Raw genomic sequence first — 15,509 nt, 5'->3', positions numbered from 1 at the left:
TGGACGGCGTATCCGCATCGGCAGAATTGCGCGTTGCAAATCAGTATCAGCTCGCCGATACCGGCTCTCCCCTCACCTTGCTTCCCGCCATGGATCGCACGCCCTCAAAGACCCGCGCCGCGCTGTGGATGTCCGGCTGGCTCGCACTGATGCTGATCGTGACGGTGGCCGGCCGCGAAGCGACGCGCGAGGTCAACGTCTTTCAGCTGATGGCGGTTCGCGGCGTCCTCGGCCTCGTGATGCTGTCGCCGCTGATCGCCATGAGCGGCGGCCTTGCGGTTCTGAAAACGGCGCGGGTGCATCTGCACATCACGCGCAACCTGATCCATTTCTCCGCACAGCTCGGCTGGTTCTATGCGCTGACCCTGATCCCGATCGGCCAGCTGGTCGCGATCGAGTTTACCATGCCGATCTGGACCGCGATCCTTGCCGCCAGCTTCCTCGGCGAGCGCATGACGGCGTGGAAGATGACGGCAATCGCGCTCGGCCTCATCGGCGTGCTCGTGATCGTGCGGCCGGCGACCGGCGCGATCAATCCCGGCCAGTTGATCGCGCTCGTCGCCGCCGTGGGCTTCGGCGTCTCGGTCGCCGTCGTCAAGCTGCTGACGCGGACCGAGCAGACGGTGACGATCATGTTCTGGATGCTCTTGGTGCAGTCGCTGGCGAGCCTCGGGCCAGGCCTCTACGTCTGGACCTGGCCGCCGCTCGCCACCTGGGGCTGGCTCACCGTGATCGCGTTCTGCGGCACCTTCTCGCACTACTGCATGGCGCGCGCCCTGCTGCATGCCGACGCCACGGTGGTGATCCCGATGGATTTCCTGCGCGTGCCGCTGACCGCGATCATGGGCTGGCTGGTCTATGCCGAGCGGCTCGACGCCTTCACGGTGCTCGGCGCGGCGATGATCCTGACCGGCAACCTCCTGAACCTGAGGCCGGGCGCTCGGGTGCCGGTCCGCGCCGGCACCTGATGGTTTGCAAGCCAGCGACGGCAACAGGCCCGGGATCGACCCGGGCCTTTTGTTTGCGATGGCGCTACTTCCCCGCGGCCTTGCGGAGTGCCGCGTTGATGCGGTCCTGCCAGCCGGGGCCGCCTTCCTGGAAGTGCTCCAGCACGTCCTTGTCGATCCGCAGCGTGACCTGCTCCCGCACGCCGGGGACCGCAACGGTCTTCGGCGGCGCCTCCGCGACCTTGGTGGTGGCGCGCTTGAAGGCCGCTTCGGCCTCGCTGCGGGGGTCGTTCAGGGTACGCGGTCGCCTGGGCTGATCGGGCATGTCTCAGATTCCTTCGAAGAGCACAGTCGAGAGATAGCGCTCCGAGAATGAAGGTACAATCGCCAGGATGGTTTTGCCGGCCGCCTCCGGCCGCTTGCCGATCTGCATGGCCGCGGCGATCGCAGCGCCGGACGAAATGCCGCCGGGGATGCCCTCGCTGCGCGCCAGCGCACGTGACGTCTCGATCGCGCTCGCGCTGTTGATCTTGATGATCTCGTCGATCACCGAGCGGTCGAGGATGTCGGGGACGAAGCCGGCGCCGATGCCCTGGATCTTGTGCGGCGTGTGCTGGCCGCCCGACAGCACCGGGCTTTCCTCGGGCTCCACCGCGACGACCTTGAGCGAGGGCTTGCGCGGCTTGAGCACCTGACCGACGCCGGTGATGGTGCCGCCGGTGCCGACGCCGGCGACGAAATAGTCGATGTTGCCGCCGGTGTCGTTCCAGATTTCCTCGGCGGTGGTGCGGCGATGGATTTCCGGATTGGCGAGGTTCTTGAACTGCTGCGGCATCACCGCGTTCGGCGTCGTGCGCACCAGCTCTTCCGCGGTCGCGATCGAGCCCTTCATGCCCTGCGCCGCCGGCGTCAGCACGATCTCGGCGCCGAGAAAGGCCAGCATCCGCCGCCGCTCGATCGACATCGATTCCGGCATCACCAGCTTCAGCCGGTAGCCGCGCGAGGCCGCGACATAGGCGAGCGCGATCCCGGTATTGCCCGAGGTCGGCTCGATCAGCACGGTGTCGGCGTTGACGATGCCCGCCTTCTCCATCGCCACGATCATCGCGGCGCCGATGCGGTCCTTCACGCTGGCCGCCGGATTGAAATATTCCAGCTTGGCGAGGATGGTCGCGTTGACGCCAGCCGCCTGCGGCAGTCTGTGCAGGCGCACAATCGGCGTATTGCCGATCGCATCGACGATGGAGTCAAAGACGCGTCCGCGTCCGGATTGCAGTGCACTCGTTGTCGACGGCGCGTCCATCAGCGGCGGCTCCTTGGGCCCAAATGTGCGGGGAAGATGTGGCTCTCGCGCATTAGACGCAGTGCGGCAACGAGGCGCAAGTGACAACCGGCTGATCCGTTCTTCGTTGCATCGCAAAATCAGAATCTGCACAAATATCGTCAAACCAACGCATTTGTGTTGCGACAAGGTCAAACAATTCAGGCTATATACTTTCGTCAGTGAAGCTCAGAACGCAAAGGAGGTCACGATGCCAGCATTTGCTGAAATCCTGTCGACCGTCGCGTCTAAGCCCGATCCGCGCGGCAGCGATCTGCCGACCTGCCCGGTGTGTGCGGATTCGATGGTCGCGGCCGAGGCGTCCGCGTACCTTCGTGACAATCTGATCAGCTATCTCTGGACCTGCGACACCTGTGGTTACGGCTTTGTGACAAAACACTCGGTGAAGCCGATCGTGTGCAACTGATCACACAGCTCACATCTGAGCGATGTCACCGCGCGCCCATCCGGCGCGCGTTTGCATTTTGAATTCCTCGAACGTGCCGCTTGCGATCGCCGCGCGTATGCCCTGCATCAGCTCCTGGTAATAGGCGACGTTGATTTCGGACAGCAGCATTGCCCCAAGTGTTTCGCCCGCGCGCACGAGATGATGCAGATAGGCGCGCGAATAGTTGCGCGCCGCCGGCCACGGGCTCTCCTCGTCCAGCGGACGCGGATCGTCGATGTGGCGGGCGTTGCGCAGGTTGATCTGGCCGAACCGGGTGAAGGCCATGCCGTGGCGCCCGTTCCTGGTCGGCATCACGCAGTCGAACATGTCGACGCCGCGCGCCACCGCTTCCAGCATGTCCTCGGGCGTGCCGACGCCCATCAGATAGCGCGGCCGGTCGGCCGGCAGCACCGGGGCCGTCTCGTCGATCATCGACAGCATCACCGCCTGCGGCTCGCCGACCGCGAGCCCGCCGATCGCGTAGCCGTGAAAGCCGATCTCGGTGAGCCCCCGCGCGCTGACATGCCGCAGCGCGGGCACGTCGCCGCCCTGCACGATGCCGAACAGCATGGTGTCGTCCGCTGCCGTCTCGAACGCCCGCTTGGAACGCTCGGCCCAGCGCAGCGACAGTTGCATCGCCCGCTCGATGTCGGCGTGCCCGGCCGGCAGCCGGACACATTCATCCATCTGCATCACGATGTCGGAGCCGAGCAGCCGCTGCACCTCGATCGAGCGCTCCGGTGACAGTTCGAGCTTGGTGCCGTCGATATGCGAGCGGAACGTCACGGCCTGCTCGGTCACCTTGCGCAGTTCCGACAGCGACATCACCTGGAAGCCGCCGGAGTCCGTCAGCATCGGGCCGCCCCAGCCGGTGAACCGCTGCAGGCCGCCCAGCGCGGCGATCCGCTCGGCGCCCGGCCGCAGCATCAGATGGTAGGTGTTGCCGAGCACGATATCGGCGCCGGCATCACGCACCTCGCGCCAGTGCATGCCCTTCATCGCGCCCGCGGTGCCGACCGGCATGAACGCCGGCGTCCGCACCACGCCATGCGGCGTGGTCAGGCGCCCGGTGCGGGCGGCCCCGTCGGTGGCCAGCAACTCGAAATGATTGGCAAGATGATTGGCAGGACTCATGCGGCTGCTTATTGCGTGTCGCCCGTGCGTGATCAACCCGGCACAGGCACGCCGGACTTCGTGAACGCGGCAGAGGGACCCAGGCTTGCACCCGGCGCGACGTCTTGTTAAACAAAACGAAACCGTTTCGTTTTATGCCGAGAATATGGCGGCGGCCCGGCCGCTGCATCGAGCGTCACCGCGAAGAGCACCCGGCATCCGATGTTCCCCCAAGTCAGGGCTATCAGCGCCGACCACCGGATGACGGCCCGCGCGCTCCGGCTGCTCGTGCTCTGCAGCCTCGTCTTTGCACTGGCGGCCTGCAGCTCGCTGCCGCGCACGCCCTACACCGCGGCCGACGCCGCCAGTTCGCGCGTGCTCGATCTCGACGGGCTCCGGCGCTATGCGGATGAACCGGCGACGAAATTCCGCATCGAGAAGGAAATCCCCTCGCGTGCCATCACGACCTATCTGGCGCTCTCCGGCGGCGGCGCCGACGGCGCCTATGGCGTTGGCGTGCTCAACGGCTGGACCGCCGCCGGCACCCGTCCCGCCTTTTCCGTCGTCTCCGGCGTCAGCACCGGTGGGCTAATTGCACCGTTTGCGTTCCTCGGTCCGGCCTACGACGAGACCTTGAAGGAGGTCTATACCTCCGGCATCGCGGAAAGCCTGCTGCAGGATCCCAGCATCGTGCGGGTGCTGTTCGGCTCCGGCCTGTTCGGCAACAAGCGGCTGCGCGAACTGGTTGCCCGCTATGTCGGACAGGACATCCTCAATGAGGTGGCGCGCGAGCACGCCAGGGGCCGAAAGCTCCTGATCGTCACCACCGATCTCGACACCCAGCGCACAGTGATCTGGGACATGGGGCGGATCGCCGCCGTCGGCACGCCCGAGGCGCTGCAGCTGTTTCGTGACGTGATGGCGGCCTCCGCCAGCATCCCGCTGGTGTTTCCGCCGATCATGATCGACGCCGAGGGCCAGGGCCGCCGCTTCCAGGAGATGCATGTCGACGGCGGCGTCACCGCACCGGTGCTGACGCTGCCGGACGCGCTCTTGTTCCGCGAGCGCGGATGGCCGGCCAACGGCCGCCTCAACATCTACATTCTCGTCAACAAGAAGCTCGAGGGAAATTTCGAGCTGGTGTCAAACTCCACCGTCGACGTCGCCTCACGTAGCATTTCCGCGATCACCCAGGCCCAGACCCGTTCCGTCATTCTCTCGACCTACGATTTCGCCCGGCGCAACCGGCTCGGCTTCCACCTGTCCTATATCGAGCGCGACTACCCCGCGCCGGAGACGCCAGGGTTCGACACCGCCTATATGCGCGCGCTGTATCAGTACGGCTACCAGAAGGCCGCTTCCGGCCGGGCCTGGACCACGACGCCGCCGTGAACGGTGGGCAACGGACGCCCCCGCGTTGGACGAATCCCGCCGCCGCGGGTTATAGACCACAAGTGGCCCGTCCGGCGTGCAACGAGATGAAGGGCAATGGGATTGACGGCAACCAAGGTCAGGGCAGCAAAGCGCAGCGTGACGAAGTCGCGCGGCGGCCGGCCGACCCGGGACGCCGCGATCGAGCGCGACCAGCGCCTGATCGAGGTCGCCACCCGCCTGTTCCTCGAGCGCGGCTTCGACGCCACCTCGATCGACGCGGTGGCCGAGGCCGCCCGCGTCAGCAAGCCGACTGTCTACGTGCAGTATGGCGACAAGCGCGGCCTGTTCACCGCGGTGCTGCGGCGTGAGATCGCGCGCTGGCTCGCCCCGCTGGCCGCGGCGGCGTCTGACATCCGGGTCGACAGTGCATCCGATCGTTCGGTCGAGCAGCGGCTGATCGATCTCGGACGCCAGCTCTTGATTCTGAATTGCAGCGCGGACTCGATCGCGTTCAGCCGGATCCTGACCGCGCAGGCGATCAATTTTCCCGAGGTGGCAAAGCTTGCGGTCGACGAAGGCTGGTCGAAAGCGGTCGCAACCACCGCCGAATTCTTCGATCAGCTGGTCGACAGCGGCGCACTCGACCTCGAGGACACCACCATCGCGGCCGAGACCTTCCTCAACATGGTGGTCGGCCATGCCCACCGCATGGCAACCTTCGGCATCCCGTTCGAGCTGGAGGCGGCCGAACAGCGGATGGAGGTCTCGATCCGGCTGTTCCTGGCCGGGGCCGTCGGCCCGCCGGACCGGCTCCACGACGCCGGCAAGGATCCAACCAAGCCCCGCCGCCGATCGCCGCGCTGACGGTTCCCACAGGAACATGCTGATGCCCCGCGCGTCATCACAATAAGTTGGGCTTGACCAAAACAAAACGAAACCGTATGGTTTTGTTATAACAGGCGCGAATCCCTGCTCAGCCCCCTCGGGTCTCGCGCCGCCTAAGCAAACTTCGATCGCCGTCGCGGAGCCGTCGCCGTCGCTCCGACTTGGAGTTCGGCGGCCGGCCTCTACTTAAGAGGTCGGCCGCGCATTTCCACCGACACGGCCCCCTGGATGCGCGAGGGCGACGCGCGGAGCACGGGTTCCATGATGACGACCGGACGACTGCGCAGGCTGGGGTATTGGGCACTTGGAACCCGGCTGTTTGCGATTGCGCTGCTGTCCCTGCCATTTGCCGCGCCGGCCCATGCGATCGCGACCACGGATGCCGCTGCGGGCCTGCCTCAAGCCCAGGAAGACGAGGCCGCGCTCGACACCCACGAGGTTCGCCGCGAGCTCGACAGTTTTCAGGCCGCCCAGATCTCGTTGCGTCAGGCGATGGCGATTGCAGAAAAACTCCACACCGGCTCAACGACCGCCGATATCAGCTTCGACGCCGCGGCGGAAACCGCTGTGTACCGGGTCAAGACCGTGCAGCACGATCGAGTCTGGCGCCACACCATCGACGCCACGACCGGCGCCGTGTCCGGCAGCGAGGCCGCCTCGCCCCTCACCTCGCTGGACAGTGAGGACCGCGGCAACCTCGTCGTGCTCAGGGCGCTCCGGCACCGCCTGGCCGATGCGGTGCAAGTCGCCGAGCGTGCGACCTCCGGAAAGGCGATCAGCGGCGGCCTGACCCGCGAACGCGGCAAGCTGAATTTCGTCATCGTGGTGGTCGCCGGCAGCGATCTGAAACAGGTGATCCTGGAGCCGCCCGGCGGCCGCATGCGCTGATGCCGGCCGGGGCACCGCCCGGATTTCGCCCAAAAGCCGTTGACGACCGCCGATCTCTCCCGCATAAGTCCGCCCCATGATCAGCGCGACCAAACGCACGACCAAAACCACCAAGCCCTCCGGGGCCTCGGGAGGCGTGCGCGCGTAGTCGGTCGAACCGCATCATCTCTACCCGAAGCCCCGGCTGATGAAGGTCCGGGGCTTTTTTATTGCCTGCAGCACACAGCATGATCCGGAAAAGTGGAAACCGGTTTTCCGATCAGATCATGCCCAACCGAGACTCAAACGGAGAACACAGTGAGTAACGATCCCGTCGTCGCGATTGTCGGCGTCACCGGCGCCGTCGGCGCCGAATTCATCGCCACCATGGACAAGCGCGGCTTCCGCGTCGGCAGACTGAAGGCGCTGGCGAGCGCCCGCTCCGCCGGCAAGACCATCGACTTCCGCGGCAAGCCTGTCGTGATCGAGGAGCTCACCGAGCGCGCCTTCGAGGGCGTCGACATCGCATTGTTCTCGGCCGGCAGCGGCATTTCCAAGAAGTTCGCGCCGCTTGCGGTGAAGTCCGGCGCCGTCGTGGTCGACAATTCCTCGGCCTTCCGGATGGATCCGAACGTGCCGCTTGTCATCCCCGAGATCAACGCGAACCGCATCCGTGATCACAAGGGCATCATCGCAAACCCGAACTGCGCCGCGATCACCGCGCTGGTGCCGCTGTGGCCGATCCATCAGAAGAACCGCATCAAGCGCGTGATCATCTCGACCTACCAGGCCGCCAGCGGCGCGGGAGCAGCCGCGATGGACGAGCTCGTCGAATCCACCCGCGCCCATCTCAACGGACAGGTCTATGCGCCGAAGGTGATGCCGCATCCCTTCGCGTTCAACCTGTTCAACCACAACACCGCCATCGATCCGGAGACCGGCTACAACGACGAGGAGACCAAGGTCATCAAGGAGACCCGCAAGATCTTCGAGGATGAGACGATCGCGGTCGGCGTCACCTGCGTGCGCGTGCCGGTGCTGCGCGCGCATTGCGAGGCGATCACCTTCGAATGCGAGCGGCCGATCACCGAGGACGAGGTGCGCGCGATCATGGCGCGGGCGCCGGGCGTCAGGATCGTCGACGACCGCGCCAAGAACTACTTTCCGATGCCGGTCGACGCCTCCGGCCAGGACGACGTGCTGGTCGGCCGCATCCGCAAGGATCTCAGCGATCCCTCGGGACACTCGATCGCGATGTTCGTCGCGGCCGATCAACTGCTCAAGGGCGCTGCGCTCAATGCAGTGCAGATCGCCGAGCTGCTGCCCGAGCGCGCGATGGCGTGAGGCCGAGCGCGCATGTGAACCTCCTCGCGCGGCCTCTTCCCGAACCGGAGGAGGTCGCGCGGCAAGGTTGGCCCTGCGAACCTCCTACTTCAACATTTTCGCGACGTTCTCCTTCGTCACGATGTCGAGACCGGTGTAGATGATGTCAGACACCTTCTCGCCCTTCTTGATCGCAAGCAGCGTATCCATCGCTTTCTCGCCCATCTCGAACGGCCGCTGGCCGACCAGGCCATTGGCATAACCCTCCTTGAGCAGTTCGAGCTGCATCCTGAGCGTATCGGCGACGACGAGCGTGAACTTGCCGGCGTCGATATCCTTCTTGCTCTTGCTGGCGAACGCCTTGAAACCTTCCGGCGCGAACATCGGCCAGCCGCCAACCGGGATGATCGCCGCGAGGTCGGGCGTTGCGGTGCGCAGATCGGTCATCTGCTGCACGCCGAGCGCGGGGTCGTCGTTGCAGAAGCTCGGCGAGCCCGGCACCTCGCTCCACTTCGAACCCTTGAGCGCTTCACGCACGCCATTGACGCGCTCGGCAAGGTTCTCCGCACCCGGCCCGCCGGAGATCATGGCGTATTTGCCGCCGTCGGGCCGCAGCTTCAGCAATTGCTTGCCGAGCGCCGTGCCGAATTCCTTGTTGTTGGTGCCGATATAGGCAATCCGCTTCGAGCCGGGCGCGTCCGAGTCGAAGGTGATGACGGGAATGCCCGCCGCGGACGCCGCCGCGATCGACTTGGTCATCGCGGCGACGTCGGCAACCGAGATCGCGAGGCCGTCGACCTTCTGGGTGACGAAATCCTGAATGATCTGCGCCTGCGTGGCCGGCTCGTGCTCGACCGGACCCTTGTAGATGCATTCGATGTTGCCGAGCTCCTTGGCGCGCTTCAGGCAGCCGTCGCGCGCGAAATCGAAGAACGGATTGTTCATGGCCTTGGGCACGATCACGAACTTGTAGCTCTGCGCCAACGCCGGTGTGGCCATCATGGCAACGGCCACGGCGGCAAAAAGTGTCTTCCTCATCGCTTCCCTCCACATTTTTTGCGCCCATCCTTGACGTCAGCGGCCTCGGGAGGCGGATAGGCGATCATGTCGCGATCCTCCCGGAGCAAATGGTTCAAGCCATGCGGGAGCGGACGCGATCGACCAGCACCGCCGCGATGATGATCACGCCCACCAATGCTTGCTGCCAGTACGAGTTGACCTGCGCCAGCACGAGGCCGTTGCGGATCACCTCGAGCAGCATGCAGCCGACGATGGCGCCGAGCGGACCGCCGATGCCGCCGGCAAGATTGGCGCCGCCGATCACGGCGGCCGCGATCACGTTGAGCTCGTAGGAGGTCGCCATGTTGGCCGGCGCGGAGCCCAGCCAGCCGGAGACGATGATGCCCTGCAGCCCCGCCGCGAGGGCGCAGATCACGTAGACCTCGATCTTGACCCGGACCACCGGGATGCCAGTCAGCGCGGCGGCCTTCTCATTGCCGCCGATGGCGAAGACGTGGCGGCCGAAACCGGTGTGATGCAGCACGACCGCCATCGCCACCGCGAGCACCACGAGGTAAATGAACGGCGCCGGCATGCCGAACACGACGCCCGACGTCAGCGCGTAGAAATAATCCGCGTCGGGACCACCGGGAAAACTGCCGCGGCCGTTGGAAACGACATAGCCGAGGCCGCGCACGATCGAGAGCATGCCGAGCGTGGTGACGAACGGCGACAGCCCGAGCACCGCGATGCAGAAGCCGTTGACGAGGCCGACGATCAGCGCGACGCCGAGCCCTGCCAGGACCGAGATCAGCAGGATCAGACCGGGCAAATTGGCGATCACCGTCTTGCCGTCGTCGGCGAGATGCACGAACCACTCCGCGCCGGGCGCGCCCGGGGTCGAGAGCTGCGTCATCACCATCGAGGTGATCATCGCGGAGAAGCACATCATCGAGCCGACCGAGAGATCGATGCCGCCGATGATGATGACGAGGGTGACGCCGAGCGTGGCGATCGCGATGAACGAAAAGTTCTTCGCGACATTCTGCATGTTGCCCTGGGTGAAGAAATACGGGCTGGCGAAGTTCATCACCACGAACAGCACCGCCAGCGCCAGCAGCACGTAGCCGGTCTGCGAGGCAAACAGGCCGCTCTGCCACCATCGGGCCTTGCCGACATTGCTGAAGGTGATGGGAGATTCCAGCGGCGTGGCCATCACGCAGCCTCCTTCGCGCCCGTGATCAGGGAGGTGACCTCCTCCGGGCTGGTGTCGCCGATCGCCTTGTCGGCGCGCTTCTCGCCGCGGCGCATGACGACGACGCGATCGCAGACCGCGAACACGTCGGGCATGCGGTGCGAGATCAGCATCACCGCGACGCCCTGCTCCTTCAGGCGATGGATCAGGCCCAGCACCTGCTCGACCTGGCGGACCGAGATCGCCGCGGTCGGCTCGTCCATCATCACGAGCTTGGCATTGGAGAGCCGCGTCCGCGCGATCGCGACCGCCTGCCGCTGGCCGCCCGACATCTGCCTGACGAGGTCGTGCGGACGGGTCTCCGAGCGCAGCTCGCCGAACAGCTCCAGCGCACGCGCCGCCATCGCCTTGTGATCGAGCAAGGCGAACGGACCGAATTTGCGCTTGAGCTCGCGGCCGAGAAAGACATTGGCGGCCGCCGTGAGATTGTCGGCGAGCGCGAGGTCCTGGTAGACCACCTCGATCCCGACTGCGCGGGCATCGATCGGACGGGCGAAATGCACCGTCCTGCCGTCAAAGCGGATCTCGCCATGGCTCGGCGGGAAATTGCCGGCGATGATCTTGACCAGCGTCGACTTGCCGGCGCCGTTGTCTCCCATCAGGCCGACCACCTCGCCGGGAGCGACGCGCAGGTCGACATCGTGCAGCGCGCGAATGGCGCCGAACTCCTTGCCGATGCCCTTCAACTCCAGCACGGGCTGGTTCAATGCCGATTTGTCCAGGGCTGGCTGCCCGGCAGCTTGAGAGGTTACCATCGCGGTCCTCGCTCAAACGATCGACAGGAGGCGCCGTGAGCGGGCATGCTCACGGCTTTGGCGTTGCCGTCGTTCATTGCCGTGACCCGGGCAGCCAGCCGTCGCATCAGAAGTGCACCAGCGTGCGGATGCCGAGCACCCAAGCATTGCTCGTCTTGACGCCGGCGGCATTATAGCCGCGCCCGCCGGGATTGATCACGTACTGGGCGTCGAACTTGAGGTTCATCCAGCCGGTCGCCTGCCAGCCGTACCAGGCTTCGATCGGGACTTCGTTGCCGCCGGCATTCGGGGTCAGCGCCGCCGAGTTCACGTGGGTCGTGCCCACCGCAAAGCCGACTTCGTCCCTGGGGCGCCAGCTGAACGTGCCGGTGTGCCGGAAGCCCAGGGCGATCTGGTAGTCCTGATAAGACGTGCGGTGATCGGCGACGGTCGTATTGAGGAAGGTGTACCAACCCTGCGCGTCGGGACCGTCGACGGTCAGCCGCTGCAGGATCGATTCATAGATGCCGTAGCGGCCGCGTTGATCTCCGATGTTCTGGTCCGGGCCCCCATTGCTGCCCGGGACAATCGCCAGAATGCCCGGAAGGCCGCCGTCGATCGAGGATGCGCTGTCATACCAGCCACCGAACCGCCAGGTGCCGTCCAGCGGGCCGCTCGGCGCCCAGACCAATTCGACCGGCACCAGCACGCCGGCGGCGGGATTCGAGTTCGGCACGCCCGGCAGGAAGTAAGTGGTGGGGTCTGTCGTCGTCAGATAGTTCGAATTGGCGTCGTAGACGCCGACCGACAGCTGGAATCCCTTGGCAAAGTTGTAGTGGACCACACCGCCCCACTGGCTCACCGGCCAGTTGTAGATGTAGCCGCCCTGGATGTTGCCGGGCTGGCCGCCGCAGAAGGTCAGATTGATGAACTCGCACAGGCCGAAGAAGAAGTCGGAGCCGACCGGAAGGCGGCCGCCCTTCAGTTCGAGTTGGCCATCGAACAGCTTCTGCGAGTAGTAGAGCTCGGTCAGGCGCAGGATGTTGCCGCGGCCGAACACTTCGTTGGTCAGCTGCAGGGCCGGAATGCCTGCTTCGTCATTCAGGTTGTGGCCGAAGCGGTCGACCAGCGTGAGGCCGACGAGGCCACCCTGGATGCCGGCCAGCTTGGCCATATCGAACTTGGCCTGGAAGAACAGCTGCCCGGCCTGGGTCGCGGTGTTCCTGTTGCCGCCCGAGAGGTTGCCGACCGCTTCGTCACCCAGCGTCAGCGCCAGCGAGATGCCGCGTTCCTTCAACTGCGTCCTGCCGAGATCGCCGAACAGATACGGTCTCGTCCAGAAATCGTCGGTCTCGGCATAAGGGATCGGCGGAGCCTTCGTCATGAGATCGGCCGCATGTGCTCCACCGCTGAGCAAAGACAATAGTATCCCTGCGCCGCACATGCGTGCGGCGGTCACAGACCAGTGCAACATTTTCGTAGTCCTTCCAGCTTCCCCAGGCTTTGTCTGTTTTGCATCACGTTCCTGCCCAAGCCCACGAGCTGGAACGTGCCCCCGTCTCAGCACGCGCCGATTTCAGCCGCTGACGCAGCGACCGTGTGTCAACCGGAGCATGAAGCTGTCATCTCTGTTCGTCCGTTGTCGCAGACAACGCGGCCGCGCCGCGCGGTGTTGTGCTGTGGTTTCCCTGCACATGTGTCGATTTCGGCGCCTTGCGGGCGAGGCCGGCCAGCGCCGCCTTGCGCCGCCGGCGGCTCTGCAATTGCTGATCCGCCAGCACGCCGACCAGGATCACCGTCCCCATCACCGCGAAGTTCAGCGAATTGGGAATGCCGAGGATGTTGACGAGGTTCTGCAGCACCTGCAGCAGCGCCGTCCCCAGCACGATCCCGAGAATCGAGCCCTCGCCGCCGCGCAGGCTGCAGCCGCCGAGCACGGCAGCCGCGATGGCATAGAGCTCGTAGAAATTGCCGAAAGAGCTCGGCGAGACCGAGTTGGTGTAGAACACGAACAACACGGTGGAGACGCCGGCGAGCCCGCCGCTGATGATGTAGGCGGTCGCGATCACGACGTTGGTGTTGATGCCTGAGAACCGCGCCGCCTCCTCGTTCTTGCCGACGGCATAGAGCCAGCGGCCGTAGACCGAGCGGTGCAGCAGCACCCAGAGGATCAACGCGAGGACGATCAGGAAGATGAAGGTGTTCGGGATGCCCGCGACATTGCCGGAGGCGATACTGCCCAGCGTACTGGCCTCATCGCCGTAGCCGAAGCCGCGGGTCGAGTCGCTGGTATAGTAGCGCGCCGCGCCGCGATAGATCAGCAGCCCGCACAGCGTCACGATGAAGGGCTGCATCTTCAGCCGGGTGATCAGGAAACCCTGGATGGCTCCCAGCACCAGCCCGCCGAGCAGGACCAGCAGCAGCGCGAGCGGCCAGTCGACCTGATAGGTCACCAGCAGGTCGACGAAGATGACGCCGAGCAGCGCGAACATCGAGCCGAGCGAAAGATCGATGCCGCCGGTGATGATCACCAGCCCCTCGCCCAGCGCGAACACGCCGAACAGGCCGATCAGATTGGCCATGTTCAACAGGTTCACCACCGACAGGAACGCCGGATTGATCGCGCCTGTTATGGCGGAGATCACCGCAAGCAGCAGGAACAGGCCGAGTTCTTTCTTCATCATGTCGCAGCGGCTTCCATGGTTTCCAGCGCCTGGGTCTCCAGCTGCTGCCCGATCGCCAGCCGCAGCACGTTGTATTCGCTGAATTGCGCGCGCTCGAGCACGCCGCTGACGGCGCCCTCATGCATCACGGCGACGCGGTCGGAGACGCCGATCACCTCCTCCATGTCCGAGGAGATCATCACGATCGCGACGCCCTGGTCGGCGAGCTCGCGCATCAGCGCGTAGATCTCGCTCTTGGCGCCGACATCGATGCCGCGGGTCGGCTCGTCGAAGAACATCACGCGCGGCTGCATCGACAGCCATTTGCCGAGCACGACCTTCTGCTGGTTGCCGCCGGAGAGCGTCACGGCCTCGATATCGATGCTCGGCGCCTTGATGGACAGGCGCCGCGCCTGGTCCTGCGCCACCTTGCGCTCGGATGTGCCATGGATCAGCCACATCCACGCATGGCCCAGCAGGTTCGCGAGCGTCACGTTCTCCCGGATCGGCAATTCCAGCACCAGCCCGGATTTCTTGCGGTCCTCCGGCACCAGGTAGATCCCCTGCCGGATCGCATCGCGCGGCGAGGCGACACCGACCGGCGCACCGTCGATCCTGATCTCACCGCCGAGCAGCGGGTCGATGCCGAACACCGCACGGGCCAGCGAGGTGCGGCCGGCGCCGACCAGCCCGGCGAGGCCGAGGATCTCGCCGCGGCGCACCGAAAGGTCGATCTGGCGGTCGGGAAAGGCGGTCGTCACGACGCCGGCGATGTCGCAGCCGCCCGGCTGCGCCGGCCGCTTCGGCGGCGTGTACAGCGCCTTGAGGTCGCGGCCGATCATCAACCGGATCATGGCGGCGTGGCTCAGCTCGTCGCGCGCGAGCTCGCCCACCGTGCGTCCGTCGCGCAGCACCACGACGCGGTCGGCGCAGGTCATGATCTCGCCGAGCCGGTGCGAGATGTAGATCACCGAGATGCCGTGCGCCTTCAGGTCGGCGATCACCTCGAGCAGCCGTTCGGTCTCCGAAATCGTCAGGCTGGAGGTCGGCTCGTCCATGATGATGACGCGGGCGTCGATCGAGAGCGCCTTGGCGATCTCCACCATCTGGCGCTCCGCGATCGACAGGTTTTCGACCAGCGTGTTTGGCGTGAAATCGGCGCCGAGCCGCTGCAGCAGCGGCGTCACGCGGGCGCGCATCTCGGCGTTGTCGACCAGCCTCAAGGGGCCGCCGGTCAGCGGCTCGCGGCCGATGAAGACGTTGGCCGCGACGTCGAGATTCTCGAACAGGTTCAATTCCTGGTGCACGAAGGCGATGCCGCATCGCGTTGCCTCGGTCACCGTCATCTCGGCGTGGTCGATGCCGCCGATCCGGATCACGCCCTCGCTCGGCGCGACCACGCCGCCGAGGACGCGCATCAGCGTCGACTTGCCGGCGCCGTTCTCGCCGATCAAGCCGAGCACCTCGCCGCGGCAGACGCGCAGGCTGACATTGTCGAGCGCCCGGACACCGGGATAGGTCTTGCTGATCCCCGCGAGCTCCAGCAACGTCTCGGCCATTCGTGGTCCTCCGGCACAGCG

The 15,509-nt window shown here is 65.6% G+C and carries 15 protein-coding genes; 6 read left to right on the top strand and 9 right to left on the bottom strand.

Annotation, left to right across the window (positions count from 1 at the left end):
• Positions 1–89 precede the first annotated feature (89 nt).
• Complete coding sequence (locus CI41S_RS26745) at positions 90–968, top strand: DMT family transporter (RefSeq protein ID WP_139862365.1); 879 nt, start codon at positions 90–92, stop codon at positions 966–968.
• Positions 969–1,032: 64 nt separating this feature from the next.
• Here the strand turns inward: CI41S_RS26745 and CI41S_RS26740 are convergent, their stop codons facing one another.
• Positions 1,033–1,272 (bottom strand): BrnA antitoxin family protein, encoded by a 240-nt coding sequence (locus CI41S_RS26740; protein WP_139483442.1) that lies wholly within the window; start codon positions 1,270–1,272, stop codon positions 1,033–1,035.
• 3 nt (positions 1,273–1,275) lie between these two features.
• Positions 1,276–2,250 (bottom strand): cysteine synthase A, encoded by a 975-nt coding sequence (gene cysK, locus CI41S_RS26735; protein ID WP_139862332.1) that lies wholly within the window; start codon positions 2,248–2,250, stop codon positions 1,276–1,278.
• A 229-nt stretch (positions 2,251–2,479) separates the two neighbouring features.
• Here cysK and CI41S_RS26730 point away from each other — a divergent pair, with 229 nt between their 5' ends.
• Positions 2,480–2,695, top strand: coding sequence for a hypothetical protein (locus CI41S_RS26730; RefSeq protein ID WP_139862331.1), 216 nt, complete (start codon positions 2,480–2,482; stop codon positions 2,693–2,695).
• A 9-nt stretch (positions 2,696–2,704) separates the two neighbouring features.
• Here CI41S_RS26730 and tgt read toward each other — a convergent pair whose 3' ends face one another.
• The gene (gene tgt / locus CI41S_RS26725; RefSeq protein WP_139862330.1) at positions 2,705–3,850 is read right to left on the bottom strand and encodes a tRNA guanosine(34) transglycosylase Tgt; all 1,146 of its coding nucleotides are present in this window, start codon (positions 3,848–3,850) and stop codon (positions 2,705–2,707) included.
• 240 nt (positions 3,851–4,090) lie between these two features.
• Between tgt and CI41S_RS26720 the strand changes: the two genes are divergently transcribed.
• The 4 genes from CI41S_RS26720 to CI41S_RS26705 all read left to right on the top strand — a co-directional run bounded on the left by CI41S_RS26720 (position 4,091) and on the right by CI41S_RS26705 (position 8,299).
• Positions 4,091–5,221 (top strand): patatin-like phospholipase family protein, encoded by a 1,131-nt coding sequence (locus CI41S_RS26720; RefSeq protein WP_139862329.1) that lies wholly within the window; start codon positions 4,091–4,093, stop codon positions 5,219–5,221.
• A 96-nt stretch (positions 5,222–5,317) separates the two neighbouring features.
• A complete protein-coding gene (locus tag CI41S_RS26715) occupies positions 5,318–6,067 on the top strand; it encodes a TetR/AcrR family transcriptional regulator (RefSeq protein ID WP_139862328.1) in 750 nt (249 codons plus the stop codon).
• A 249-nt stretch (positions 6,068–6,316) separates the two neighbouring features.
• Positions 6,317–6,976, top strand: a complete 660-nt coding sequence (locus CI41S_RS26710) for a PepSY domain-containing protein (RefSeq protein WP_244626707.1) — start codon at positions 6,317–6,319, stop codon at positions 6,974–6,976.
• A gap of 297 nt (positions 6,977–7,273) precedes the next feature.
• Complete coding sequence (locus CI41S_RS26705) at positions 7,274–8,299, top strand: aspartate-semialdehyde dehydrogenase (protein ID WP_139862327.1); 1,026 nt, start codon at positions 7,274–7,276, stop codon at positions 8,297–8,299.
• A gap of 84 nt (positions 8,300–8,383) precedes the next feature.
• Here CI41S_RS26705 and CI41S_RS26700 read toward each other — a convergent pair whose 3' ends face one another.
• From CI41S_RS26700 to CI41S_RS26675, 6 genes are all read right to left on the bottom strand, one after another.
• Positions 8,384–9,316 carry a sugar-binding protein gene (locus CI41S_RS26700; protein WP_139862326.1) on the bottom strand — a complete coding sequence of 311 codons (933 nt, stop codon included), beginning with the start codon at positions 9,314–9,316 and terminating at the stop codon, positions 8,384–8,386.
• Positions 9,317–9,410: 94 nt separating this feature from the next.
• Positions 9,411–10,493: an ABC transporter permease gene (locus CI41S_RS26695; protein WP_172628205.1), complete on the bottom strand. Its 1,083-nt coding sequence runs from the start codon at positions 10,491–10,493 to the stop codon at positions 9,411–9,413.
• Entirely contained in the window at positions 10,493–11,287 is a 795-nt protein-coding gene (locus CI41S_RS26690; RefSeq protein ID WP_139862324.1) for an ATP-binding cassette domain-containing protein, read from the bottom strand. The genes CI41S_RS26695 and CI41S_RS26690 overlap by 1 nt, the downstream gene beginning before the upstream one ends.
• Positions 11,288–11,393: 106 nt before the next feature.
• Positions 11,394–12,710: a carbohydrate porin gene (locus CI41S_RS26685; protein ID WP_430650046.1), complete on the bottom strand. Its 1,317-nt coding sequence runs from the start codon at positions 12,708–12,710 to the stop codon at positions 11,394–11,396.
• 178 nt (positions 12,711–12,888) lie between these two features.
• Positions 12,889–13,950: an ABC transporter permease gene (locus tag CI41S_RS26680; RefSeq protein WP_139862322.1), complete on the bottom strand. Its 1,062-nt coding sequence runs from the start codon at positions 13,948–13,950 to the stop codon at positions 12,889–12,891.
• On the bottom strand, positions 13,947–15,488 hold the full coding sequence (locus tag CI41S_RS26675; RefSeq protein WP_139862321.1) for a sugar ABC transporter ATP-binding protein: 1,542 nt from the start codon (positions 15,486–15,488) through the stop codon (positions 13,947–13,949). The genes CI41S_RS26680 and CI41S_RS26675 overlap by 4 nt, the downstream gene beginning before the upstream one ends.
• Positions 15,489–15,509 lie beyond the last annotated feature (21 nt).

The organism is Bradyrhizobium ivorense, assembly GCF_900696085.1.
GTDB classification, from domain to species: domain Bacteria; phylum Pseudomonadota; class Alphaproteobacteria; order Rhizobiales; family Xanthobacteraceae; genus Bradyrhizobium; species Bradyrhizobium ivorense.
This window is presented reverse-complemented; position numbering and strand designations above follow the sequence as displayed.